This window comes from Coleofasciculus sp. H7-1, assembly GCF_057473865.1.
Genome location: NZ_JBYCCT010000078.1, coordinates 52,358 through 75,319, shown reverse-complemented (window position 1 = coordinate 75,319; position 22,962 = coordinate 52,358). Strand labels below are relative to the sequence as shown.

Below are 22,962 nucleotides of genomic sequence, written 5' to 3'. Positions count from 1 at the left end.
GCAAGGTATAACGATTTTGGACTGTATTTTCTATTTAATAAACGCTAAATTGGCTTAAATTCATGGCTAGTATAGCTTGTGGCGCTTCTTGACTATAAATTTAGCATACCAACTACGGAAGAGCCAAGTTTATTTTGAGGGCAACATCATGATAGGTGCAAAAAACCAACCAAATCTGCAACCTCAAGACCAATTCCTATTCGCAGAACTGTCCGAACAGGAACAAGAGGCGGTGGCTGGAGGTTTAGATTTATTCAGTTTTGACTTTGACGATTTGAAGTCTGAGATTCCCAATGGCACTTTCAATCTCAGTCCATTTAGCATCAGTTTCACGATTGACGATAAAAAATATACAGCTCAACTAGCAGAGCCAGCAACAATATCACTAGTAGATGGAAATTTGACTGGAACTGGAGGAAATTTGACAGTTACTAGCAGTTGAATCGGCGATTTAGTAGCTGCAACTATTCAGTCAAACCATGTCTATCACACCCTGATTTAAAATTAGGGTGGATTTTTTCATCTTTCTGCTGAACGAACCCAGTCCCAAGCGACGAGATTTTCTTGTCGAGCGGGCAATAAACCCAGCATTTTTGGAAAGAGCGATCGCATCAATTCGCGTTGCAATACAATCAATTATAGAAATGGTATTAGTTTTATCACCAGATGAATCAGTTAAGTTTAGACAACAGCGGGCAAGTCGTAAAAAGCCATTGACCACTTAAATTATAAACGATTGCGAAGAAATTAAACTTTATTTAAAGTAAATGCAATCATAATAGAGAACACTCATTAACTGAATGGATTAATCATGCTTAGAGACAGCAACCCCGACTTTCTCCGCTCAGTTTCAAGCGACGAATTTCTCCCTCCCATCAGCCGATGGACAACGCTAGGGGGATTGTTTTTAGTCGGTACTTTTGGGGTAGCGGTGATGCTTGCCGCTTATACGAAGTACAACGTTACTGTTAAAGCTGCTGCCGTTGTGCGTCCTACAGGTGAGTTGCGAATTGTGCAAGCGTCAACAGAAGGAACGATTAAAAGCATCTCTGTGAAAGAGAATCAGGTCGTGAAACAGGGGGATGCGATCGCTATCTTGGATAACTCCCAACTCCAGACGAAAAAAAGCCAACTGCAAGGTAATATCCAGAACAACCAACAGCAACTGAGTCAAATCGCGGCTCAAATCAGCGCCCTGGACAGCCAGCAAAAGGCGGAGTGGAACTTGATGAATCGCAACAGTGCCTCAGCTCAAGCGGATCTGGGTCGCAACCAACGAGACTATCAAGAGAAACAAATTACAACTAAGGCAGAAGTGCAAGAAGCGCAGGCATCTGTGGACTTAGCAAGGGCGCAGATGAATCAATATCAACAGCTAGCAAATACAGGTGCGATCGCTCAACTGCAAATCAAGGAAAAAGAAGAAGCTTTCAAAGCCGCTCAAGCGAGACTGCAACGGGCAAAAGCCACGCTCAATCCTAGTGGGGCACCCGTAGCAATTGCCAATGAGCGAATCGCTCAAGAAAGAGCCAAGGGTGAATCTACCTTAGCGACGTTGAACAAAGAACGAAAAACCCTAATTCAGCGTCAAATTGAAATCCAAAATCAACTTAACGGTGACGCCCGCGAACTCAAACAAATCGGGATGGAACTGCAAAAAAGCGTGATTCGCGCCCCAGCATCTGGCACCATTCTCAAACTAGAACTGCGAAATGCCTCTCAGGTGGTGCGTCCAGCGGAACCGATTGCCCAAATTGCTCCCAGCAACACGCCAATCGTCGTGAAAGCGCGGGTGGCGGCTCAGGATATTGGGAAAGTTGCTTTGGGGCAAAAGGTACAAATGCGGGTTTCTGCCTATCCTTATCCTGATTATGGAACCCTCACCGGAAAAGTGAGCGCGATCGCTCCTGATGCGATCGCCCCTGAAAGTAACAACGCCAACGCCCCTGTGGTTGCGCCCTCCTACGAAGTAACCATCCAGCCAGAAAAAACAAATCTGATCAAAGGCGATCGCCCCTATCCGATTCAACCAGGGATGGAAATTGCCGCAGAGATTATTTCTAGAGAAGAAACCGTACTGACATTTATGCTTAGAAAGGCAAGGCTGCTCACCGATTTGTAATTAGACGGCTAGCACTGATGACTTGCTAATTATCCTTGAGTTGCTGTTCGAGAATGCGCGTTGTTTTCTACAATCAAAGAGATAGTTTCGCTAAACAATTGAATTGCCATGAACTTGCCGCTGGGTCGCCTGTCATTTTATCAGGAAATTAATCAGCCAGATGAGCAAATTAATCTGGCAAAAGCTGCTCTGGACATTGCTCAGGAAGAATATCCAGACCTCGACCCGGATGAATACCTCAATGCCCTCGATACAATGGCAGCGGAGGTACAAGAACGCCTACCTGCCCAACGGTATCCCCTGCGGGTGATTCAAACTATCAATCGATATCTTTACGACGACTTAGGTTTTACTGGAAATAACCAGAACTATTACGATCCCCGCAATAGCTTTTTAAATGATGTAATTGACCGGCGCACTGGCATCCCCATCGCTCTATCGTTAGTTTATTTAGAGATTGCACGACGCATTGATTTTCCGATGGTTGGGGTGGGGATGCCGGGACATTTCCTGATTCGCCCGCAGTTTGAGAATGTGGGAATCTTCGTGGATGCCTTCCATCGCGGTGAGATTCTGTTTGAGCAAGATTGCAGAGATAGACTTGCGAAGATTTACCAGCAATCTGTGCAACTGCAAGCGACTTTCGTAGAACCCGTGAGTTCTCGGCGCTTTTTGACCCGGATGCTGACGAATCTGAAAATGATTTATCTGAACCAGCAGGAGTTGCCAAAAGCGCTTGCCACAGTGGAACGGATTTTGCTATTGTTCCCAGATGCACCGATGGAATTGCGCGATCGCGGTCTTCTCTACTTCCAAATGGGGCGCTGGGCAGAGGCATCCCAAGATTTAAACATTTATCTGGCGATACTTCCCAATGCGGAGGATGCTGGCGTGATTCGCCAGTTACTGACACAAATAGAACAAGATATCTATTAGCGATCCATCTCCTCTGCTACTCGTTTGAGCCGTCGCAATTGAGCTTGCATATCGGCTTTCGTCCAGGCGGCGGCGAAGGTATTAAAACCCCAACGCACTAAGGGACTGGGAATTTCAAACTCGAAGCGATTCAGCAGGCGCGTGCCCTTTCCCGTTGCCTCTGGCTGACATTCCCAGCGATCGCGTCCTTTAAAAAATCCTTCAAATCCCCAGACAATTAGCCCCGGTTCTCGCTTTACAACTACCGTTTCCAGAGTTGGTTGCCATAGGGGAATTTGAATAATAAACCGACTTTGACTCCCCACATCCGTTCGCCACTCTCCGACTGGTTCGCACCGCAACGCCGGATTCAGCCATTGATGCATCAAGGCATTGTCGGTAATGCAGCGCTCAACCACCGTTGCACTGGCATTGATTTGGATAGATTGCTCGAAAACTTCAGTAGGGGACATAATATACAGCTTACTGGGAGTAAACGCTACAGAAACGCAAATCGGGAAGCACCGCTAAAAATCGCAAATATCCGACTTTTTCGGCTTATTTATCTATAAAGATAGATTGAAAACTGAGAACGTTGGTCTATATCTATCTCATCCTGTCTTAGTCGGTTTTTGATTCTCCAATGCAGCAGCTAGAGAATTTAGCAGCGTGTAGGATAAGTCTTGGCGATTCCTGCTAAGCAGCGTAACTTTTTGTATATTTGCCCATCTGACGTTAACTTAGAACACCATGAATGGAACTTGGCAAGGAATTACACTCACTCTCTTTCGAGAGGTGCCACTCAGGTTGAACGGGTTGTTAGCGCAGAATACACCCATACCGGCGGCTGAACCCGCTCCTGCAACGAATAATTTTTCGTTTGACAATATTTTCTCAAGCCTTGGACTCAATCTAGGCAGTTCGCTAGTGGATCTGATTAAGGCGATCCTAGCGTTAGTGGCTGGCTTGCTCGTGGCGTCACTAGCGGCGGCGGCGGTGCGAGGACTGCTGAATCGCACGAACATCGATAATCGTTTAGCAGCTTGGATTACGGGTCGCCAAGGGGCTGAAGAAGGACCACCTGTGGAGAAATGGATCTCCAGCGTGGTGTTTTGGCTGATTATGCTCTTTGCCATCGTTGCTAGTTTACAGACTTTAAAACTAACAGCGGTGGCTGGCCCTCTTAACAGTCTGTTAGAGCAAGTTACTCAGTTCATCCCCAAACTGGTCAGTGCAGCGGTTCTTGTAGGAATTGCCTGGGTACTGGCAACTTTGACAAAGCTAGTGGTGACGCGGGGACTGCGGGCGCTGCGATTAGACGAACGGTTGGGCGAGCAAGCGGGGAGTACGACCCCAACGACAAACCAGTATTCTCTGAGCGACACCTTAGGCAACGCCCTGTACTGGTTCATCTTTTTGCTATTTCTGCCGCTGATCTTAGATGCCCTACAGCTACAGCAGGCACTCGGTCCGGTTAATAACCTGCTGGATCAAATTTTGGCAGCAGTACCCAAGATTCTGACGGCTATTGTCATCGGTGCAGCGGGATGGTTGCTGGCGCAGGTGGTGCGGCGGATTGTCACGAATCTGCTGACAGCAACCGGAACGGATCGGTTGGGTGCGAGGTTTGGAATTTCACGGGCAACCGGCGGACAGACGCTCTCCTGGCTAATCGGGACAGTTGTCTTTGTTCTGATTTTAATTCCGACCGCGATCGCTGCTCTGAATGCTTTGGGAATTGCGGCAATTTCGGTTCCGGCGATCGCCATGTTGACCCAAATTCTCAACGCGATTCCGCTAATCTTTACAGCGGCGTTGATTCTAGGCATCGCTTATGTGGTTGGACACTTTGTTTCAGAGTTAGTGACCAACATCCTCACCAGCATCGGATTCAACAATATTTTCTACTGGCTGGGACTCCAACCTAGACCTTACACCCGCGCCACGCCAATTCTACCTCCGGCTCCAGAGGCACAGATGCCGCCTCCCGGACAACAAACCGTCCTTCAGGAACCTACGCCTCCCACCCGCACGCCGTCAGAACTCGCCGGGATTGTGGTATTGGTTGGTATCATGCTGTTTGCGACAGTAGCAGCAACCAACATTCTGCAAATTCCGGCGCTGACTCTCCTGGTAAGTGGCATTGTGGTGATCTTAGGTCGCATTCTCGCCGGTTTGGTGGTGTTTGCGATTGGTCTGTATCTTGCTAACCTCGCCTTTAACTTGATTACCAGTTCCGGTACTCGCCAATCGCGGATACTCGGACAAACTGCTCGGATTGCGATTATCGCCCTCGTTTCAGCAATGGCGCTGCAACAGATGGGAATTGCTAGCGATATCGTTAACTTAGCTTTTGGACTGCTACTGGGAGCGATCGCCGTTGCGATCGCGCTTGCTTTCGGTTTGGGTAGCCGCGATGTTGCGGCTGGGCAAGTCCGAGAATGGCTGGCATCATTTAAAGAAGATAAAACGCCTCGCACATAACACGTTTTCTCGGTCAGTTAAACAAGGGTGGGCATCTGTGTCCGCCCTTTTCAGTCAAAGTTAGATGGGTTGTAGAAGACTGGCGGCAATCGCAATACATATAGCGGGAAATTCTTCATATTTAACTTGATGGTGTGCTAAAGCGATCGCTCTAACTATCCGAGGAGACAGGAAATGATATTTATAGAGCCTCTGGATTTGAGCCAAGTGAAATGGTTTCGCCGTCAGCTCAAAGCTTGGGCAAAGCAGCACCTCCGGGATTTCCCGTGGCGTCGCACAAAAGATCCTTACGCCATCTTCGTGGCATTCCTGCTGCAAAAGACGAATGCGGCTTTAGTCGCACCCATCTACCAGGCGTTTATCGAGCGATACCCGACGCTGCACAACCTTGCCGCCGCACCAGTAGAAGAAGTTACCAGCTTCTTGCAACCCCTGGGGCTTTCTTTTAGAGCCGAGCGACTGCGCCAGTCAATGCAACTCATCCTCGAACAGGATGTAGGAAACATCCCCAATAGCGAAACCGAGTTGCTCCGGCTTCCGGGAGTCGGCAAGTACACGGCGCGGTCTATCTGTGCCAATGCCTTTGGACAGCCTCTCGCCGTACTCGATACCAACGTTGCCCGGATTTTGGAGCGCTTTTTTGGATTGCAGGGCGGTCGGGTGAAAGGGCGGGATCGGCTGCTCTGGGAGGCGGCAGAACAGGCAGCACCGACAACGCAAGTGGGAACGTGGAACTTAGCGCTTTTGGACTTTGGGGCGGCCGTTTGCACAGCTAGAAATCCTCGCTGTGTTGAGTGTCCGCTACGACAACAATGCAATTACCTTGCCCAAGCATCTAGCGCCTCATAGTGCAAAGGCTACAATTGTCGTCAATCGTTAGATCGGAAACTCGGTTTGTTCAAAGTTGCCGAGTTTTTTATTTTGTATGCTAACTCTATGCTAAAAAAATTGCGATCGCTCTAATACCTTAACGCTACTTGCTCTTTATATAGAGCGATCGCGCCATGTTACAAAAGCTTTTTGGAAATTTTAACTACTCGGCACAAAGCCACGCGCTCCTCACCTCTAAATCACTTATTTTACTTATCCGCCTATAAAGGTGTGTTTTCCTGAAACTCGCGCAGAGGACATTGTCCTCTGCGCTCCAACCACTTACTTTTAACAAGCATTTGGTTAGACCAATACATTCACATAATATGGCTTTATTATGCACAAAGCAAGTAGTTAATTATAAGTATATTTGATCGAAATTAAGCAAAAGATCAGTGAAACTGATCGATGTATTTAAAAGTGAGTTAGATGAATTTAACTAACTTTAAAAAGTTCTAGCGATCGCTTGTTTTGAAAAAGAGCGATCGCTTGTTTTAACTCACTAACTTTGCACTCAACTCATGCTTAATCCGATTCAAAATTGAGGCTTCATCCAGCGAAGTCAGAATGCGACTCACCACGGCTTTTGGCCCATCTGGCCCCCAAGAAGCGCCATTCGCCAAGTAAGTTTTGGTGACTTGTCCAATCCCATAAGAAGAGACACCAGAAACACCCGCCTGAGTTACAGCAACTGATAGATAGGGACCTAAAGACGCCCCGCCAGTTGCGGGTGCTGAGAGTCCTAACAGACTTTTCAGGGAACTAAGTCCCAAAGTCGCCAAGAGTTCGCTGGCACTAATTCCGCCCATACTAATCGCAATTTTTTGTAGCAGACCCACCGCTCCAGGCTGGGTCATGGGGATGCCGTAGAGTTTAGATAAAGTGAGAATCATTGCCACATCGATAACGGCACCGCTGAGGAGATCGACAACAGTGACAGGGTTGAGAGCGATCGCCACTGCCTTCGTCATCACCCCTTTCCAGATAATCTGATTCGCACTTTCATCGCGAATCTGCATCTTCCTAGCAATCAGCTGTTCGTTCACATCATCGGCATAAAGCATGGTGTTGAGCGCCACCAGAGACTTGCCTTCCCGGTGCAAAATTTCCAGAATTTTCAGCTTCAAATCCAGAACTTGGGGCGTTCCCAGTCGTCGCTGCACTGCCCTCGTTCCGTCAGGACGGCGAACCGCCTGCGCCACCAGGGGAGAGGCAGCAACCATGACAATTTCATCCGGTGAGAGCAATTCCCGCACCCGTTCATCTCGGATTTTGCGGTAAATCGCCATCCGGTCGGCATCCGGATACTGGTCAATTTTGTTAAATACCAGCAACATCGGTTTACCGACTTCCCGCAATTGCGACAGCGCCTCGTATTCCACCTTGTTCATATCGCCAGAAATGACAAACAGCAGCAAGTCTGCCTGTCTGGCAACTTGTCTGGCTAAGGTTTCGCGGGTTTCTCCGTCTACTTCATCAATTCCAGGGGTGTCAATTAGCTCAATTTGGGAATTGCCAGCACTCGGCAGCGTGACTCGCAGGATATCGCTCACGCTTCCCGCCTGATTCTCCTGAGTCAGTTGCCAGCTGGCACCTTGATGGGTGCGGGTGACGCCATGAAGCGGGCCTGTTTCAAAGACGTTCTGACCTAATAAGGCATTCAGTACCGAAGATTTGCCCCGTCCTACCATCCCAAAGGCGGCAATCTGGACGACTGAGCGATCTAACTTCTCCAGCATCGTTGCCAAATCGTTAATCTCAGACTCCAGTCCCGTCCGCTCTTGAGGAGTTAGATCTAGATTATCCACCAAGTCTCGCAGAGCATTTTGCGCCTTTTTGTAATTCAGTTCGGCTTGGATGTCATCAAAGCTCAAAATGGCGTTGTCTAGTTCCCGATCCAAATCTGTTGCGTTCGGGGTTTGTAAAGGGAACTGGCTGGCATTTGGGGTTCGGTCAGACGATAAACGACTCAAAATTGCACCTTTTGTCCTCAGATGTTACTCTTCTTTCATCCTAGTCATTACCTATCTAGTCTGGCACTTCCATATCCAGAGGGAGATTTTGACACGCTTCGCGCCAGCTTAGTATCAGCTGCGAGAATGATGTTATCTCGAAGGCGATCGCCATAAGTTTAGTATTGTTGCTGCTAAAGGTATTTGATCGGCACAGCGATTGTGAGTTCTAAGCGTTTACCTCAAACCACTGCCTACGTCCGAATTACCCATCTTTCCTGGCAACGGGGCTTTCTGGCAGGGGAAGTCACGGCGGCGGAATATGAATGGCAGTTCCAGTGGTGTTTCCGACAGGGTCAATTGTCGGTGACACCTTCTTTGGGACGCGCTTTAATTCAGGAACCTCTGGGTCGATTTTTAGAACAGAAAGATTACCAGCTAGAGCCTGGAGGGGACTATGCGTTTACAATCAGGGCAGAATTGTAGAGAATTAAAAATTAAAAATGCTTGCATTAAAAATTGAATAATTTCCTCTGGGTCGATTTTTAGAACCGAAAGATTACCAGCTAGAGCCTGGAGGGGACGTAGAGAATTAAAAATTAAAAATGCTTGCATTAAAAATTGAATAATTTAATTTTTAATTGTTCATGTATCTTTCGATGAGGAGGATGGCAACAATGTCATCTATCGGTCGGGGTAGAGTCCGCATTCCTTGAGGAATCAGGCGTCCTAAACCTTGGGGAGGGTACATTTGCCAATAGCGATCGCGTGCTTCCAAGGTACTGTAGCGCTCATCTACCAGGACAATCGGCACCGATGTTGGGAACTCTTGCTGAAGTTTCTTTTTCCAACTTTTGGAAGTGGTTTGATCGCCCATCACCAGAGTATCGATAGGGAATTGTTGCCATAAGGTTTGAATAGTAGCGATCGCTGCTTCTGCTGGTACAACCTGGTGGTAATGCAGAGAATTGTCTTTCCCCATTACGGCTAAACCACACTTATCGCGCCCTGGATCGAACCCTAAAATCATCTGAATTGACTAATGGTTAATTGCGATTAGTCATCAACTCATGATTAATGACTAATAACTAATAGCTTACAGCCTCACCACAACTTCTCCATCTTCAACCGCCTCCAGATTTAATTTCATTGGTCCTGCAATATAGGCGTCCTCTGCCACGACTGCTTTGAGAGAAATCGGCTTATTGTGCTTTTTCAACTGCTCGATAAAGCGAATCAAGCTAACAATTCGATTGTCGCCAACCTGAACTGTATCACCCAAAATCCCCGCACGGCTGGCTCGGAACTGGGATGCTCCAAGCAGCAGGTCAATCCGCTGCCGAATTTGCTGGTCGGTCATGTTTGAAGGATCGGCAGATGTAGCAGCAACGACATCACCAGCGCGGAATACAACTTGATTAGGCGCGGCGTCTGCAAAGACTTGTACCTGCTTTTCTCCTTGGACATAGTTACCAGCCGAAAAAACTCGCACGACATAGTTTCGACCATCTTGAATCTGGTCGATCAGTTGCTCTACCTGTGCCTCTGTAATTTGCACGACCCGTTCATTCACCACCTTGTTGACACCGGGTCGAGTTGCTTTGATCGCTGTCCGATTCGCTTCTCGTAACAGTTGCTCGACGACCTGTCGGGCTGCGGCTGGATCGACAATGCGAAAAACGCCAGCAGCCAGAACCTGACCGCGCAGGAGCGCTAGACTACCCTGACGCAAGGTTTGATAGGACTGGTAATATCGTTCTAAGGTTGCCACTTCCTGCTCTAGGGAAGCTTGTTGTTTTTCGAGTTCTTTGAGGCGAGTTTCACGCTGGGCAATCACCTCATCTCGTCCAGAAATTTTCTCGTCAAGTAGAGACAGGGCTTTGTCTCGCTGGACAATTTGCTCATCGCGATCGCTTAGGCTCTTCCTAAAGGCAGCAAGTTTCTCATCAAGTTGGACAAGGGCTTGATCCCGCTGGACAATTTGCTCGTCGCGTTGGCTAATCGCTCGGTCTTGCTGGGCAATTTTTTGGTCGCGCTGAGTCACTTTCGCTTTAAATTCAGTAATTTCAGCTCTGACTTGATTTCGCTGCTGGAGCAGTTCTTGGCGTTCTGCTTGAAGTTGTTGGATTTCAGAACGTAGCGTCTTCGCTTGTCCAGAGACAGATGCGAGCTGTTTTTGGGTTTGCTGAAAGCTGCTGGCAACCCGACTCAGTTCGCTTTGAGTTTGATTCAGTTGCGCCTCTGTCTGACCTTGTTTAGCCAGCGCGGCTGCCAAAGACCGATTAATCGCATCTAAGCGCTGCTGGGCAACCGATTGCTGGGTGCGAGCTTGAGCGAGTTCGTTCTCAACTCGCTCTTTTTGGGCGACGGTTTTGGCAAGTTCGCTTTCGGTCTTCCGTTTCTGCTCGTTCGCTTTGGCAATATCTTTACTCGCTGTTTTGAGTTTTTTCTGCACTTCTTGGAGTCTAAAAACTCCAATCCGCAATTGTTCGCTTGTCGCAAAGATGATCGTCAGTGTTGAGGCAGAAATCGTTAGACCCGTTAGAATTGTTACCAAAACAGCTGTTTTGCGGGGACGCAGATTGAACAACGACAGCCGTGCTTTTCCCACGCGCGTGCCAATGCGATCGCCTACCGTTGCGATGACGCTTCCCAACACTAAAATAGACAAAATCAGGAAGAGCGCACTGTCGGTCATTGTCTGCTACAGTCATTCCAGTTACAGCCTATCGCATAGCAGGCTAGAGAAAGAGTTAACAGGAATTAAAGATCGAAGCTGAAATCGGCAAGGTTAAAGGTTGGAAGGTTGAAAAACTATCAGCTTAAAAACTGGCAACTTTTAACTGAAGTCTAGGCTAAATGTTAAAACCCGATAACCTGCTAAGCTACCATGTCGCTTCAACCTACAACCTGACTAGAGCCTCTGGCTGTTTTCAAGTAAACTGCTGACTCAGTGTAACTGGGTTGTGTACCGTAATTTTTTTCTTGTGGATAGAAATCATTTCTTTCTCCCGCAAATCTCCTAGTAAGCGGGTGACTGTCACCCTGGTGGAGCCAATTGCTTCAGCGATCGCTTGGTGAGAAAGCTTCAGATCGATCGTAATTCCATTGGCGCTAGGTACACCAAAATCGCGGCACAATATCAACAGAAAACTCACCAAGCGCGATCCCATATCTCGGTGAGCTAATGTCTCAATCATCATTTCTGTTTGCAAAATGCGCGAAGAAAGCCCTCGCAGCATCAACATCGATAGCTCTGGATTATCCTTGAGTGATTGCTCTACCTGATCGATCGGTGCCGAAAGCAGCTCCACTGGCGTAAATGCTACGGCGTGATAAAACCGATCCGAACGATGCCCCGTAATTAAGGACAATACCCCAAAAACGCTGTTTTCTCGCAGCAGCGCCACGGTAATTTCTTCCCCGGCTTCATACACGCGAGACAGCTTGACTGCACCTTTGAGCAAAAAGTATACACGTTCAGCCGGGTCTCCTGGGAAAAAGATCGTCTTGCCCCGCTCAAAAGTTTCCACCACTGGTGGAAACGCTCCACCTCCCAATTGACGGAATACAGCTGCTAGCGGTCTATCTTGCGTCACTACCACTTCCTTTTTCCTAAATGCTGCCCTACAGACTTCTGCAACTTACTGTCGGAGGAACTTTAACCATAGCAAAACAACTATGAGAGTTTTCTGACATTAGACACAGATAAACTGACTTCCCGGCGGTTTTTGTGCTATTTGATACATAATTTTAAAGTAGTCTCCCTTGCCACGTTCTTCAGTTCTCTCACTGCTCAGGGCAAGTAAGATTGTTACGGAAAATGTTGATATCTTGACAGGATCTGCGCCATCGGGTGTGATGCATTGTGAGTAGGGAGGCATGGCCCTTACCCGTACTGGACAGTCTCGCTCCGGGCGATCGCGATCTTGAATACTCCCCTAAATCGGATATCCTCTAATATTGCCTTCAAAATCGACATCCATGCTAGATTTAACCGGAAAAAACGCCCTTGTCACTGGCATTGCCAACAATCGATCGATCGCCTGGGGCATTGCTCAGCAACTGCACCAAGCGGGTGCGAATCTAGGAGTTACTTACCTGCCGGACGACCGAGGTCGCTTTGAAAAAAAAGTGGCAGAGTTGGTAGAACCCCTAAACCCCAGCTTGTTTTTACCCTGCGATGTCCAGAATGAGACCCAAATTCAGTCTGCATTTGACGCTATCCGCGACAAGTGGGGCAAGCTAGACATCCTGATCCATTGTCTTGCCTTTGCGAACAAGGAAGATTTATCAGGTGATTTTAGCAACACTACACGGGCTGGCTTCACTCAGGCTTTGGAAATTAGTACCTATTCGCTGGTACAACTTGCAGCGTCAGCAAAACCGCTGATGACAGAAGGCGGTAGTATTGTCACGCTGACTTATCTAGGCGGCGTTAAGGTGATTCCCAACTACAACGTTATGGGAATTGCTAAGTCTGGGTTGGAAATGAGTGTCCGTTACTTGGCATCTGAACTAGGACCGCAGAATATTCGCGTGAATGCGATCTCGGCGGGTCCCATCCGCACTCTGGCATCGTCGGCGGTGGGTGGCATTCTGGATATGATCCATCACGTTGAGGAAGTAGCACCGCTGCGACGTACTGTAACTCAGCGAGAAGTGGGAAATGCGGCTGCTTTCTTGTGTAGCGATTTGGCAAGTGGCATTACAGGTCAGGTGCTGTATGTCGATGCTGGATACGAGATTATGGGGATGTAGAAAGAATTAAAAATTAAAAATTAAAAATTAAAAAAGAAAGATTCTTCTAATTTTTAATTTTTAATTTTGCATTTTTAATTTCGGTAACGTAGGATAATAAACTTAACTTTATTTTCTTGAGTGAGCATCTGCGATGCAGGCACGCGATCGCCAATTTCCACCTTCTCAAAGCATTGAACAGCTTTTGTCTCCTCGCATGGCAAGGGTTCCGCGCAAGACGGGCGAAACGGATGTCATCGTCACCGTCAAATTAGACGGGAATGGAACTTGCAACGCCAAAACCGGCATTCCGTTTTTAGACCATATGCTGCATCAAATCGCCTCTCACAGCTTGATTGATTTGGATGTAGCCGCGACGGGAGATTTGGAAATTGATGACCACCATACCAATGAAGATGTGGGAATTACCCTAGGAATGGCGTTGCATCAAGCACTGGGCGATCGCAAAGGCATTGTCCGGTTTGGTAATTTCCTCGCCCCTCTAGATGAAGCGTTGGTTCAGGTAGCGTTAGACTTTTCCGGACGCCCCCACATAAGCTATGGCTTGCAGATTCCCACGCAGCGAGTCGGGACTTATGACACCCAGCTGGTGCGGGAATTTTTTGTGGCGGTGGTAAATCACAGCCAGATGACGTTGCACATCCGCCAACTGGATGGAATTAATTCGCACCACATTATTGAAGCGACGTTCAAAGCGTTTGCGCGATCGCTTCGCATGGCAATCGAAATCGATCCCCGCCGTGGCGCTACGATCCCCAGTTCTAAAGGCGTGTTATAGGTTTTCTCGCAGATACACACCGATAAAGGCAGCAACAGTCGGGACAATACCCACCCGACTCTCGCTTCACTCTCCTGAAGTCTCCGCTACCGCTAGTTAGACTCATCACATCTTGCACCAAGCCCTGAGAATGGAATTCTGGGGCTATTGCATTCCAAGTCCGCCGACCTTGGCTTACCGCAAATCAAGGGTTTTGTAACCTGCGTAGGCGGCAGGTGCGAGTTTGTGTAGCTGCGGTTTCAACCGCCAGGTGCAAGATGTGAGACTCTCAATTTTCCTCTATTTTTCAGAGTAGGAGGACTCATTGGAGAGGATTACGGATATAGCCATACTTATTACCAACTTTGACTTTTGATAGCCCTTGCGAAAAAGATCGAGCGCTATCAAATTGGGGCTTAATTACGAATTTGCCACTCTTATTGATATAGCCCCATTTGTCGCCATTCTTTACTGCTGCTAGGTCTTCGGAAAAGTTATAAATGTTATCAAATTGTGGGGGAATGACAACATTGCTTGCCCGATCAATATAGCCCACCTTATTGTCTATCGCTATCCCTGCCAGTCCTTGGGAAAAGTCCCCAGCCCAATCAAATTGCAGTAGAATGACAATATCTCCCGTTTTGTCAAGATAGCCCCATTTATTATTACTGGATATCACGGCTAGTCCTTCAGAAAAAAACTTAGCTTCATCAAACTCCAACGGAATGATAACGTCGCCCCGATTATCGATATAGCCCCATTTGTTGTCTTTTTTGACCGGCGCAAGTCCTAGGGCTGACGCACTGCGATCGCTAATCGAAAAAGATTCAGCTTCATCAAATTGGGGCTGAATGACGAAGTTGCCTTTCTTGTCGATATAGCCCCACTTTTTCCCGATTTCTACCGCCGCAAGCTCTAGGGCAGACGCACTGCGATCGCTAATATAAAAAGCTTTAGCTTCATCAAATTGTGGTTTAATTATAAAGTTGCCACTCTTATCGATATATCCCCACTTGTCATCTATCTTTACCGCTGCCAGCCCTTGAGAAAAAGCCTTAACTAAATCAAATTGTGATTTAATTACCAAGTTGCCACTTTTGTCGATATAGCCCCACTTGTTCTCCATTTTGACTGGCGCTAGCCCTTGGAAAAAAGACTCGGCATTATCAAATTGCGGTTTGATTGCGAAGTTGCCATTCTGATCAAGATAGCCCCATTTGCCGTCTATTTTGACCGCTGCTAGCTCTTCTGAAAATGAATCAGCCCAGCTAAATTTAAGCGGGATAGCTATTTGCGGATTATGGGCTTTCCCAGTTGCATCAGAATTTATTTGAGAAGTCCGAAAAGTTGATATTGCTTCACATCCAGAAATTGGAGCGATCGCTAATCCAAACAGGAGGCTAGCAGCCGCGACAAGCAATCTGTTGTGAGTGGCAATTTTCATAAAAATTCCCTATCTAATAGCAGCCAAAATTTGAGTAATAAATATTTATTAATGATCCTAGTATATTTTCTTCAGTCTATCGGTATAATCTCAGAGGGTTGTGGGGGAGAACGCGACAGCGAAGGTAGAGGTTAAGCAACCTGACCTGCTATGAGAAACCGCTGGATTTGAGACCCTTGATTCCCTCAGTCTGAGAGTCCAATTTTCAAGTTAGATGCTGCAAGACCCCGCGATTCGTCATCCCATTGCCATCAGTTTAGGAGCGATCGCCGGAGCATTGAGTCGTTACTATCTCACCCTCTGGTTTGCCCAACGCTTCGGCACCAGTTTTCCCTACGGCACCTTTTTTATCAACCTTACGGGTTGCTTTGGTATGGGTTTTTTTGTCACTCTGACCTTAGAACGGGTGGCGAATATTCCCCTTGATGTGCGGTTGATGGTGACGACTGGCTTTTTAGGAGCTTACACAACTTTCTCAACTTATGGCTTAGAAACATATACTCTACTGCGCGATCGCAGTTATGCCGCCGTCGGTATTTACTGGGCAGCGAGCGCCATACTCGGAATTATCAGCGTTCAGCTAGGCACGCTTCTAGCTCGGTTCGGGAGGTAGAAAAAACACCATGACTGCTAAACGCCATCCCCAGAGTCTTCAGTTCTAGATACTTGGAGACTAGACTGGTACAGGAAAAATATCAACGATTGATTAAATGGGGCGGTTGGCTCCCATTTGTGCTGCATTTACTCCTAAATCGCGCAAAAATATCCGTACCAATGCCCTTTAGACTAAAAGCAGCAACAAACTTAACACTGGATTAAGAGGGTCTACTTTGACTGACACCAATACTCCCTTCCAGACAGTCTCGCGCAGTGAACTCCGGCAGCTCGTCCGAACGCAGCTGCAAATGCTGCTTGAGGCGGAAGACCTTCAGGGGGCAAAATCGATACTTGTGCCGGTGCAACCAGCGGACATTGCAGAAGCAATTGAAGGGTTGCCAGAGGCGATGCAAGCTATCGCCTTTCGTTTGCTCTCCAAAGATGAGGCGATCGAAGTTTATGAATATCTCGACTCCAGCGTGCAGCAGGCGCTAATCGAGGAATTCCGGCGGCAGGAAGTTCTGGACATTGTTGATAAAATGTCGCCAGATGACCGGGCACGACTATTTGATGAGCTGCCCGCTACAGTTGTCCGTCGTCTGCTCGAACAGCTCAGCCCCGCCGAACGCCAAGCGACAGCGCAGTTGTTGGGTTACGAGGCGGGTACTGCTGGACGACTGATGACACCAGAGTATATCTCTTTGAAAGAAAACATGACGGTGGCGCAAACGCTGGAGCGAATTCGCAGTTTAGCCCATGCCACGGAGATTATTTATTACCTTTATATTACGGATGCCGCCCGTCACTTGACAGGCATTTTATCCTTACGCGACTTGGTAATCGCTCATCCCGATCAGAAGATTGGGGAAATTATGACCCGCGATGTGGTGTGCGTTTATACCAGCGATGACCAGGAAGAAGTGGCGCGGCTGATCGGGCGCTATGACTTTCTCGCCGTCCCGGTGGTAGACCGGGAGAAACGTTTGGTGGGCATTGTCACCGTTGATGACGTGATTGACATCATAGAACAAGAAACGACGGAGGATATTTACAAACAGGGCGGTCTCCAGTCGGGGGGCGACAATTATTTCCAAACGGATTTACTCACGGTGGCTCGCAAGCGCGTAGTCTGGTTGTTCGTTTTGCTACTGACCAATACTGTCACTGGCACGATTATCAAAGCGGAAGAGGAAATTCTTAGGCAGGTGGTGTCGCTGGCGGCGTTTATTCCCTTGCTAACTGGCACTGGCGGCAATGTAGGTTCTCAATCATCGACAGTGGTGATTAGGGGCTTGAATACCGAAGAACTTCGAGAAATGGGGCCAGTACAGGTGGTGGTGCGAGAAGCGATCGCTGGGGCACTCCTGGGAGTGATGTTAGGCACTGTGGCAACGTTATGGGCTTTCTGGCTCCTGAATGGAGATTGGGCAGTCTCGCTTGCTGTGGGGATTAGTTTGGTGGCTATCTCGATTTTGGCATCGATTGCTGGTTCCGGTCTTCCGTTCATCTTCCGCGCCGTCGGGTTAGACCCGGCTTTGATGTCAGCGCCGTTTATTACAACGGCGGTTGATGTATTGGGCGTGCTGATTTACTTTAATTTGGCGCGGCTAATTTTGAAGTTGTAGAAGTAGCGAGTAAATGGGTGTCAGCAAGATCGGCAAGTCATCAGTAGGTGAGATCAAATCCGCTTGCTGAACCAGCGCCTTCCCGTTCGCTTAGCGTGCCGGAAGCGCATAGAACTGCACCTCGCCGCTGGCAAAGAGGGTTTGGGGATGAGGTTCCAAATGATGGCTATTCAAACGGATTTGATATGCGTGGAATTAAACGTTTCGGATAACTTTTCGCTTCTACAATTCTGTTGCTGTATCTGGAGCAACAATTTCCCCTTCCATACTCATTAAGGCGTCTTGATCGGTAATCAAATCACTCAACTCATGAAAAGTGACGCCCATATCGTCACAAGCTTTCTTCAGTTCTCGCTTAAAGGTGCCTAAATCCTCACCATAGCCAGACAGATGAGCCGCAGTTTCAACTCCCTGTTTTGCATTTGCTTTAGCACAATCAACCAGCTCTAAACCTTTGAGAGGTGTGGGTGAGGTCATAAGTAGTTTTGTTTCTTTAGTTGTATTATTTGCAGCATACTGAGATTTGCTCCAGAGACTAATCCTTCTGGAGTTAGAAAATCGAGGGAATTCAAATGCTTTTAGCGATGGTGCCAATATTTACAGACAGCATGGGCGAGGGTGACGACGCCGATAATAATGGCAGATTCATCCACCTCAAATTGGGGATGGTGCAGCGGGTAGTTTTTTCTGTCCGGGTATCCCACGCCCAGCCGGAACATCGTACCAGGAGCGTGTTCCAAGTACATCGAAAAGTCTTCCGCACCGAGAGAGGGTTCCAGCAAAATTTGGACGCGATCGCTTCCCCACGCTTCTTTGGCAGCTGTTTCCACCAGCTGAGTCAGCGCTGAGTCATTTTGCACAGAAGGGACTCCCCGGCGATAGTTGACTTCGCAGCCAGCACCGTAAGTTTTACAGATATTGCAGACAATCTGCTCGATCCACTGGGGTAAGCTGGCATAAGTTTCCGGATGCAGCGATCGCACAGTTCCCAATAATCGCACATGATCGGCAATCACATTTGGGGCGCGTCCACCCTCGATTTTACCAATCGTTAGCACGACCGGACGCAACGGGTTCTGTGTCCGGCTAATCGCTTGCTGAAGAGAGGCGATCGCTTGCGCCGCAATCCAAATTGCATCAACTGCCTCATGAGGACGCGCCCCGTGCCCAGATTCGCCTGTAATAATAATTTCCAGATCGTCTGCGGCTGCTGTCAAAGCACCGTAACGAATTCCCACCGATCCCGCCGGAATAGAAGGGAAAACGTGAACGCTCATAATCGCGCTGACATTATCCATCACCCCATCTGCAACCATCCACCCAGCTCCTTGGGCTATTTCCTCGGCTGGCTGGAACAGAAAGCGCACATTTCCCGGCAAGGTTTCTCCTAGCTGGGATAGTACCATCGCCGTGCCTAAACCCACTGTGGTGTGGACATCGTGACCGCAGGCGTGCATAATTCCCGGAAGACGCGAGGCATAATCTAAACTGGTGCGTTCTGCAATGGGCAAAGCATCCATATCAGTACGAATTGCCAGCAGTCGCTCATCGATGCCTTGTCCTTTTAATTCTCCAACTACGCCAGTTTTACCCACTGCTTCTTGCGCGTGAAGCCCACAGGAAGACAGTACGCCAGCAACATAGGCAGCAGTTTGGTATTCTTGACCGCTTAGTTCTGGGTGAGCGTGGATATGTCGTCGGATTTCAATCAGGCGAGGCGCTAGTTTTTCAGCAATGTCTTTAATACGGTTCAGCATAAAGTTATGTTAACTCGCACTACAGCCTTAGTTCACCCCCTTTTTATTTTTCTGGGATGTTGCCGAACAGAAGCGATCGCTATCAAGAAGACACAAACCTATAACATTAGCTGTAACCAATAGATTTGTCTTAAGAAACCCATTTTTTTAGAAAACCCGGCTTTCTTTCTAGATATTCGGTTTATTTACGCTAACTTAATTAGTGCATATAAATCTAACGCAAAATAAATTTAAAAATTACTTGGTTTTTATCCCTAATAACCCTGGGATCTGATTGACTGACAAAACTTTAATCGCCGGAAGCGATCGCGCAAATTAAGAGAATCTCCAATAGCTTAATTTAAACTAAAGAATCTGGATCTAACCCCATAGCACGAAGTTGTTCCGCCAAACGTTGGGCGCGTTGTTCGGCAACTTGTGCTTGTTGTTCGGCAACTTGGGCGCGTTCTTCTGGTGTTAAGAATCTTTGCCCAAGATCATCGTACCAGTACAACCACTCCCGCGTTATTCCTTGATAAATTCCCCGTTCTGCGCCAATCGCCAATCCAATTTCTGGTAGCCAAACCGGATTTCCTGGCTGCAACACATATTCACCATCAACCAAGCGATGCACTTCCAAATGCGGCTTTCTGCGACGACGGGAAGAATAAATTACGTAGTACAACACCCCTAAATTCGCATAATCTAGCTTTTTTTGGCTGTATTCTTTCCGATAAGTTTGGGAGACAACCTCCAACACCATAGCGGGGACGCATTCTTCTTCCCAAATCGCATAACTTAAGCGCAGTTCTTCGTCAAAAAACCGCTCGACTCCTAAGCTAAGAAATCCATCTGGTACGATGGCTGGTTTGTCAGGATCGTAGTAAATCCCCATGTCAACGCCAAAGAACCAATCCATGCGATTTGGCCAAGCCATAGCTAGTATAGCTTTCAGCAAACCGGGAATTAAATCTTGCAGTTCATTATCCACAGGTGTTTCGTCAGAGTCGAGTAGTTCTTCGGAAGAAGGAAAATATTTTGGTGACTTGTACTCTAACATGACAGATTTCCCCTGGACTACTAACTCTATGATACGTAGGTGGAGATAAATATTATAATTTGTAGGTAGAGTTGAGTGGTAGCGAAACCCAACTTTTCGGTTTGGGTGAGAGGCAACAACCCTACCTACACAGATTTTTAATCGCAGACTGCAAAAGTCTTTTGTTTGCCATCTACTAAGTATAAAGCCTCAGAACAGTAAGCGAGAGAATCTACATCTAATTGTTTGGGTGGTTCATCGGTCTTACTAACTTTCCACAATTCAATCGCTGGTGTATTGATATAGGTTTTTTCTTCTGGCGATTCCGACTTCAAAGGACTATATTTGCGGTTAGCTAAACCTTTTTCTCCTGCGGGTTTGAAGTCCATTGAAGTGTAAATTACACCGGCTTCTGGCTTCGTGGTGCGCTTGTAATCTTTCACGAGCGATCGCGCAAACTTTTCATTGCCTTGATTCAGCGCGACTTGAAACCGGAAGTCAGCCGTTTCTTCAGCCACTAACAACATGGCATAGTCTTTCAAACCATCTTGATTAAAATCAGCCGAGAAGATGCTGCAAGTAAACTTCTTGTTCGGAGTTTCACTAGACTTAAAGTTGCGAATTGACGGCACAAAATCGGATTCATTGGCGAGGCGGTGTTCGCCTAACGTGGCTTTTACAGGTGGCGGGACTTCGCCTTGACACTGCAAATCTGGTAACTCAGCCACTGTTGATGGAGTTGGGGAATTTGTCGCTGTGGATTGGTTGGAATTCGTTGTAGAAGTACAAGCACCCAACATCAGAACCATTGCCAATAGGGAAAGTTTTTTTATCATCAGTTACTAATTAAATCTGTCTGCTGAAGTAGTGCTTCCAAGGCGCGATCGCGAATTCCGGGGATTTAGGAGGCGACACGCCGTTAACGCCAACCCAACCAACGCAGAAAAGGCACAACCAAGTAGTAACTCACGCCCAGCCAGAAGGCAATGGTGACACCCAAGAGACTGAAAAAACCAAGGCAGTATAAGAAAATCTGCCCGCTAGGTTGAGAAAAAGAGAACAGATGCAACAAAAAATCGGGAGGCAAAGCCAATGCTGCCAGACTGACAAAAAAGCCCGCCGTGCCAGCTGCGGCAACAACGGCGTGAACCAGTTGATGACTCGGCAAACCAAGACCGAGGGTGAGAGGACCAACTGCAACTGCCAGAAATCCCAGCAAAGGCAGCAGCGATGCCTGAGGCGTTGCTGCTTGCCAAACCAACCACCCCAGCCCATAGCCGAAAACGCCCATCAATCCAGCTACCAAACGACGCTTGCGCTGACCAAAACCTCCTGCCTCAGTCAAACCCCAAGCTGTTCCCCACCCAGCGGCGGCAAACAGAAGAATTTGCGCCCCCACTGGCGTTTGGATACTGGAATTAATCTGGGGCAGAACGTGGAAGAAAAAAGCGTTAACGCGATCGCCCAGTGGGGAAAAATAAGCTAACAAAAATCCAGTTATGGTAAATACGCTGGCACCAATTCCGCCGACAAGCATCTCCCAAAGCGTATCCAGGCTAGCTGTCACAACTTTAGCGATCGCTCGAACAACGAAAAGAGTCGTTTGACCGACTAGCGTCACAATAGATGCGATCGCTACCCACAACAGCTTCAGACTATTGAGAGCGATGGTAGCGATCGCATCCGAGAAAGACTGCGGAATCTGACTGGTTCTCGTCTTCATTGAAGAATCCCCACCCAGACGCCGCTGAATTTCCACAGCCGTTGCCGGTCGCTGGCGCACATCAGCCTGCACCATATCATCCAGCAAATCGGCGAAGGCGGGACTCACTGGGACGCAATGACGCCACCGTAACTCTCCGGTCGCTGGATCTTCCAACTCCGGGGGATATCGACCCGTGAGCAAGTGAATCATCGTTTGACCCAACGCATAGAAATCTGCCGCCGGTCCCACAGCACCACCAGAAATCTGCTCTGGCGGACTGTATCCGGGAGAAATCAACCGCGTTGAACTTGCCTCTTGACCCACTTGGACAGTGCCTATCTGTTTCGCCCCGCCAAAATCAATCGCCACCAGTTGCCCGGTTTCTTGGCGCAGCATCAAGTTGGAGGGTTTAATATCTCGGTGAATAATCTGCCGCCGGTGCAACTCTTGTAAAATATCGAGCGCTTGCTCCAGCCAATTCGTCACCAGCGACTCCGGACACCCTTGAGGATAGTGGCGATCTAGGATATCCTGCAATGTCTGACCGTTGATTTTTTCCATTACCAGACAAGGCAGACGCCGGTAAGAGGGATGACCCAAATTCACCACGAAATAGCTATCAGGCTCGACGCTAGGGACACCCGGATGATCCAGACTTGCTAAAACAGATGCTTCTTGCTCAAACAGTTCCTGCGCCTTCGATGAAGATTCCAGCAATACCTTCAGCACCCGGTCTGTTGCCAACTGCAAATCCCAGACTGTATAAATGGCAGCGAACCCCCCAGATCCTAGAGTCTGTAGAGGAATATAGCGATTGTTCAGCTGTAGCGGTGCCCCACAACAGTTGCAAAATTTGTTTCCCCAAGGTTGGGGATAGGGACGCGAACAATCGGGATTAATGCAGTAGGCAGCACTGGTCACAGACTAGAGTCAGATGAAAACACAAGCTCCCTCG

At 47.9% G+C, this 22,962-nt stretch carries 23 protein-coding genes and 1 pseudogene; 12 read left to right on the top strand and 12 right to left on the bottom strand.

Annotation, left to right across the window (positions count from 1 at the left end):
- Positions 1–148: 148 nt before the first annotated feature.
- The 4 genes from AC2VDX_RS23140 (at position 149) to AC2VDX_RS23125 (ending at position 3,058) form a co-directional block, all read left to right on the top strand.
- The gene (locus AC2VDX_RS23140) at positions 149–442 is read left to right on the top strand and encodes a hypothetical protein (RefSeq protein WP_378175380.1); all 294 of its coding nucleotides are present in this window, start codon (positions 149–151) and stop codon (positions 440–442) included.
- Positions 443–509: 67 nt separating this feature from the next.
- Entirely contained in the window at positions 510–725 is a 216-nt protein-coding gene (locus AC2VDX_RS23135) for a hypothetical protein (RefSeq protein ID WP_378175377.1), read from the top strand.
- Between the two features lie 86 nt (positions 726–811).
- Entirely contained in the window at positions 812–2,122 is a 1,311-nt protein-coding gene (locus tag AC2VDX_RS23130) for an HlyD family secretion protein (RefSeq protein WP_378175374.1), read from the top strand.
- A 108-nt stretch (positions 2,123–2,230) separates the two neighbouring features.
- Positions 2,231–3,058: a SirB1 family protein gene (locus AC2VDX_RS23125; protein WP_378175371.1), complete on the top strand. Its 828-nt coding sequence runs from the start codon at positions 2,231–2,233 to the stop codon at positions 3,056–3,058.
- Here AC2VDX_RS23125 and AC2VDX_RS23120 read toward each other — a convergent pair.
- Positions 3,055–3,510, bottom strand: a complete 456-nt coding sequence (locus AC2VDX_RS23120) for an SRPBCC family protein (RefSeq protein WP_378175368.1) — start codon at positions 3,508–3,510, stop codon at positions 3,055–3,057. The two genes, AC2VDX_RS23125 and AC2VDX_RS23120, sit on opposite strands and share 4 nt — an antisense overlap.
- A 277-nt stretch (positions 3,511–3,787) precedes the next feature.
- On the opposite strand from AC2VDX_RS23120, the gene AC2VDX_RS23115 reads away from it, so the two are divergent.
- Both AC2VDX_RS23115 and AC2VDX_RS23110 read left to right on the top strand, forming a co-directional pair.
- Entirely contained in the window at positions 3,788–5,521 is a 1,734-nt protein-coding gene (locus AC2VDX_RS23115; protein ID WP_378175366.1) for a mechanosensitive ion channel, read from the top strand.
- Positions 5,522–5,695: 174 nt separating this feature from the next.
- On the top strand, positions 5,696–6,370 hold the full coding sequence (locus AC2VDX_RS23110) for an HhH-GPD family protein (protein ID WP_378175363.1): 675 nt from the start codon (positions 5,696–5,698) through the stop codon (positions 6,368–6,370).
- Positions 6,371–6,885: 515 nt separating this feature from the next.
- Here the strand turns inward: AC2VDX_RS23110 and AC2VDX_RS23105 are convergent.
- Complete coding sequence (locus tag AC2VDX_RS23105; RefSeq protein ID WP_378175671.1) at positions 6,886–8,292, bottom strand: GTP-binding protein; 1,407 nt, start codon at positions 8,290–8,292, stop codon at positions 6,886–6,888.
- Positions 8,293–8,565: 273 nt separating this feature from the next.
- Between AC2VDX_RS23105 and AC2VDX_RS23100 the strand changes: the two genes are divergently transcribed.
- Together AC2VDX_RS23100 and AC2VDX_RS23095 are read left to right on the top strand one after the other, a co-directional pair.
- Entirely contained in the window at positions 8,566–8,829 is a 264-nt protein-coding gene (locus AC2VDX_RS23100; protein ID WP_378175360.1) for a DUF3146 family protein, read from the top strand.
- Between the two features lie 44 nt (positions 8,830–8,873).
- Positions 8,874–8,939: pseudogene (locus AC2VDX_RS23095) on the top strand (DUF3146 family protein); the annotation flags it as partial.
- Positions 8,940–8,980: 41 nt separating this feature from the next.
- Here AC2VDX_RS23095 and AC2VDX_RS23090 read toward each other — a convergent pair.
- The 4 genes from AC2VDX_RS23090 to AC2VDX_RS23075 all read right to left on the bottom strand — a co-directional run bounded on the left by AC2VDX_RS23090 (position 8,981) and on the right by AC2VDX_RS23075 (position 12,227).
- Positions 8,981–9,373 (bottom strand): pre-16S rRNA-processing nuclease YqgF, encoded by a 393-nt coding sequence (locus AC2VDX_RS23090; protein WP_378175357.1) that lies wholly within the window; start codon positions 9,371–9,373, stop codon positions 8,981–8,983.
- 66 nt (positions 9,374–9,439) lie between these two features.
- Positions 9,440–11,041 (bottom strand): DUF3084 domain-containing protein, encoded by a 1,602-nt coding sequence (locus AC2VDX_RS23085; protein ID WP_378175354.1) that lies wholly within the window; start codon positions 11,039–11,041, stop codon positions 9,440–9,442.
- A 235-nt stretch (positions 11,042–11,276) separates the two neighbouring features.
- The gene (gene ntcA / locus AC2VDX_RS23080) at positions 11,277–11,948 is read right to left on the bottom strand and encodes a global nitrogen regulator NtcA (RefSeq protein ID WP_378175352.1); all 672 of its coding nucleotides are present in this window, start codon (positions 11,946–11,948) and stop codon (positions 11,277–11,279) included.
- Between the two features lie 93 nt (positions 11,949–12,041).
- Positions 12,042–12,227, bottom strand: a complete 186-nt coding sequence (locus tag AC2VDX_RS23075; RefSeq protein ID WP_378175349.1) for a hypothetical protein — start codon at positions 12,225–12,227, stop codon at positions 12,042–12,044.
- A gap of 100 nt (positions 12,228–12,327) precedes the next feature.
- On the opposite strand from AC2VDX_RS23075, the gene fabI reads away from it, so the two are divergent.
- Together fabI and hisB are read left to right on the top strand one after the other, a co-directional pair.
- Positions 12,328–13,104, top strand: coding sequence for an enoyl-ACP reductase FabI (gene fabI / locus AC2VDX_RS23070; RefSeq protein WP_378175346.1), 777 nt, complete (start codon positions 12,328–12,330; stop codon positions 13,102–13,104).
- Positions 13,105–13,237: 133 nt separating this feature from the next.
- A complete protein-coding gene (gene hisB / locus AC2VDX_RS23065; RefSeq protein WP_378175343.1) occupies positions 13,238–13,882 on the top strand; it encodes an imidazoleglycerol-phosphate dehydratase HisB in 645 nt (214 codons plus the stop codon).
- Between the two features lie 301 nt (positions 13,883–14,183).
- Here hisB and AC2VDX_RS23060 read toward each other — a convergent pair whose 3' ends face one another.
- The gene (locus tag AC2VDX_RS23060) at positions 14,184–15,305 is read right to left on the bottom strand and encodes a WG repeat-containing protein (RefSeq protein WP_378175340.1); all 1,122 of its coding nucleotides are present in this window, start codon (positions 15,303–15,305) and stop codon (positions 14,184–14,186) included.
- Between the two features lie 214 nt (positions 15,306–15,519).
- Here AC2VDX_RS23060 and crcB point away from each other — a divergent pair, with 214 nt between their 5' ends.
- The gene (gene crcB, locus AC2VDX_RS23055) at positions 15,520–15,918 is read left to right on the top strand and encodes a fluoride efflux transporter CrcB (RefSeq protein ID WP_378175337.1); all 399 of its coding nucleotides are present in this window, start codon (positions 15,520–15,522) and stop codon (positions 15,916–15,918) included.
- 217 nt (positions 15,919–16,135) lie between these two features.
- A complete protein-coding gene (mgtE, locus tag AC2VDX_RS23050) occupies positions 16,136–17,527 on the top strand; it encodes a magnesium transporter (RefSeq protein WP_378175334.1) in 1,392 nt (463 codons plus the stop codon).
- Positions 17,528–17,749: 222 nt separating this feature from the next.
- Here the strand turns inward: mgtE and AC2VDX_RS23045 are convergent, their stop codons facing one another.
- The 5 genes from AC2VDX_RS23045 to AC2VDX_RS23025 form a co-directional block, all read right to left on the bottom strand.
- A complete protein-coding gene (locus AC2VDX_RS23045) occupies positions 17,750–18,004 on the bottom strand; it encodes a hypothetical protein (RefSeq protein ID WP_378175330.1) in 255 nt (84 codons plus the stop codon).
- A gap of 101 nt (positions 18,005–18,105) precedes the next feature.
- Positions 18,106–19,284, bottom strand: coding sequence for a M20 family metallopeptidase (locus tag AC2VDX_RS23040; RefSeq protein WP_378175327.1), 1,179 nt, complete (start codon positions 19,282–19,284; stop codon positions 18,106–18,108).
- A 340-nt stretch (positions 19,285–19,624) separates the two neighbouring features.
- Positions 19,625–20,323, bottom strand: coding sequence for a Uma2 family endonuclease (locus tag AC2VDX_RS23035; protein ID WP_378175324.1), 699 nt, complete (start codon positions 20,321–20,323; stop codon positions 19,625–19,627).
- Positions 20,324–20,460: 137 nt separating this feature from the next.
- Positions 20,461–21,138: a hypothetical protein gene (locus AC2VDX_RS23030; protein ID WP_378175321.1), complete on the bottom strand. Its 678-nt coding sequence runs from the start codon at positions 21,136–21,138 to the stop codon at positions 20,461–20,463.
- Positions 21,139–21,221: 83 nt separating this feature from the next.
- On the bottom strand, positions 21,222–22,928 hold the full coding sequence (locus AC2VDX_RS23025; protein WP_378175318.1) for a serine/threonine protein kinase: 1,707 nt from the start codon (positions 22,926–22,928) through the stop codon (positions 21,222–21,224).
- Between the last annotated feature and the right edge of the window lie 34 nt (positions 22,929–22,962).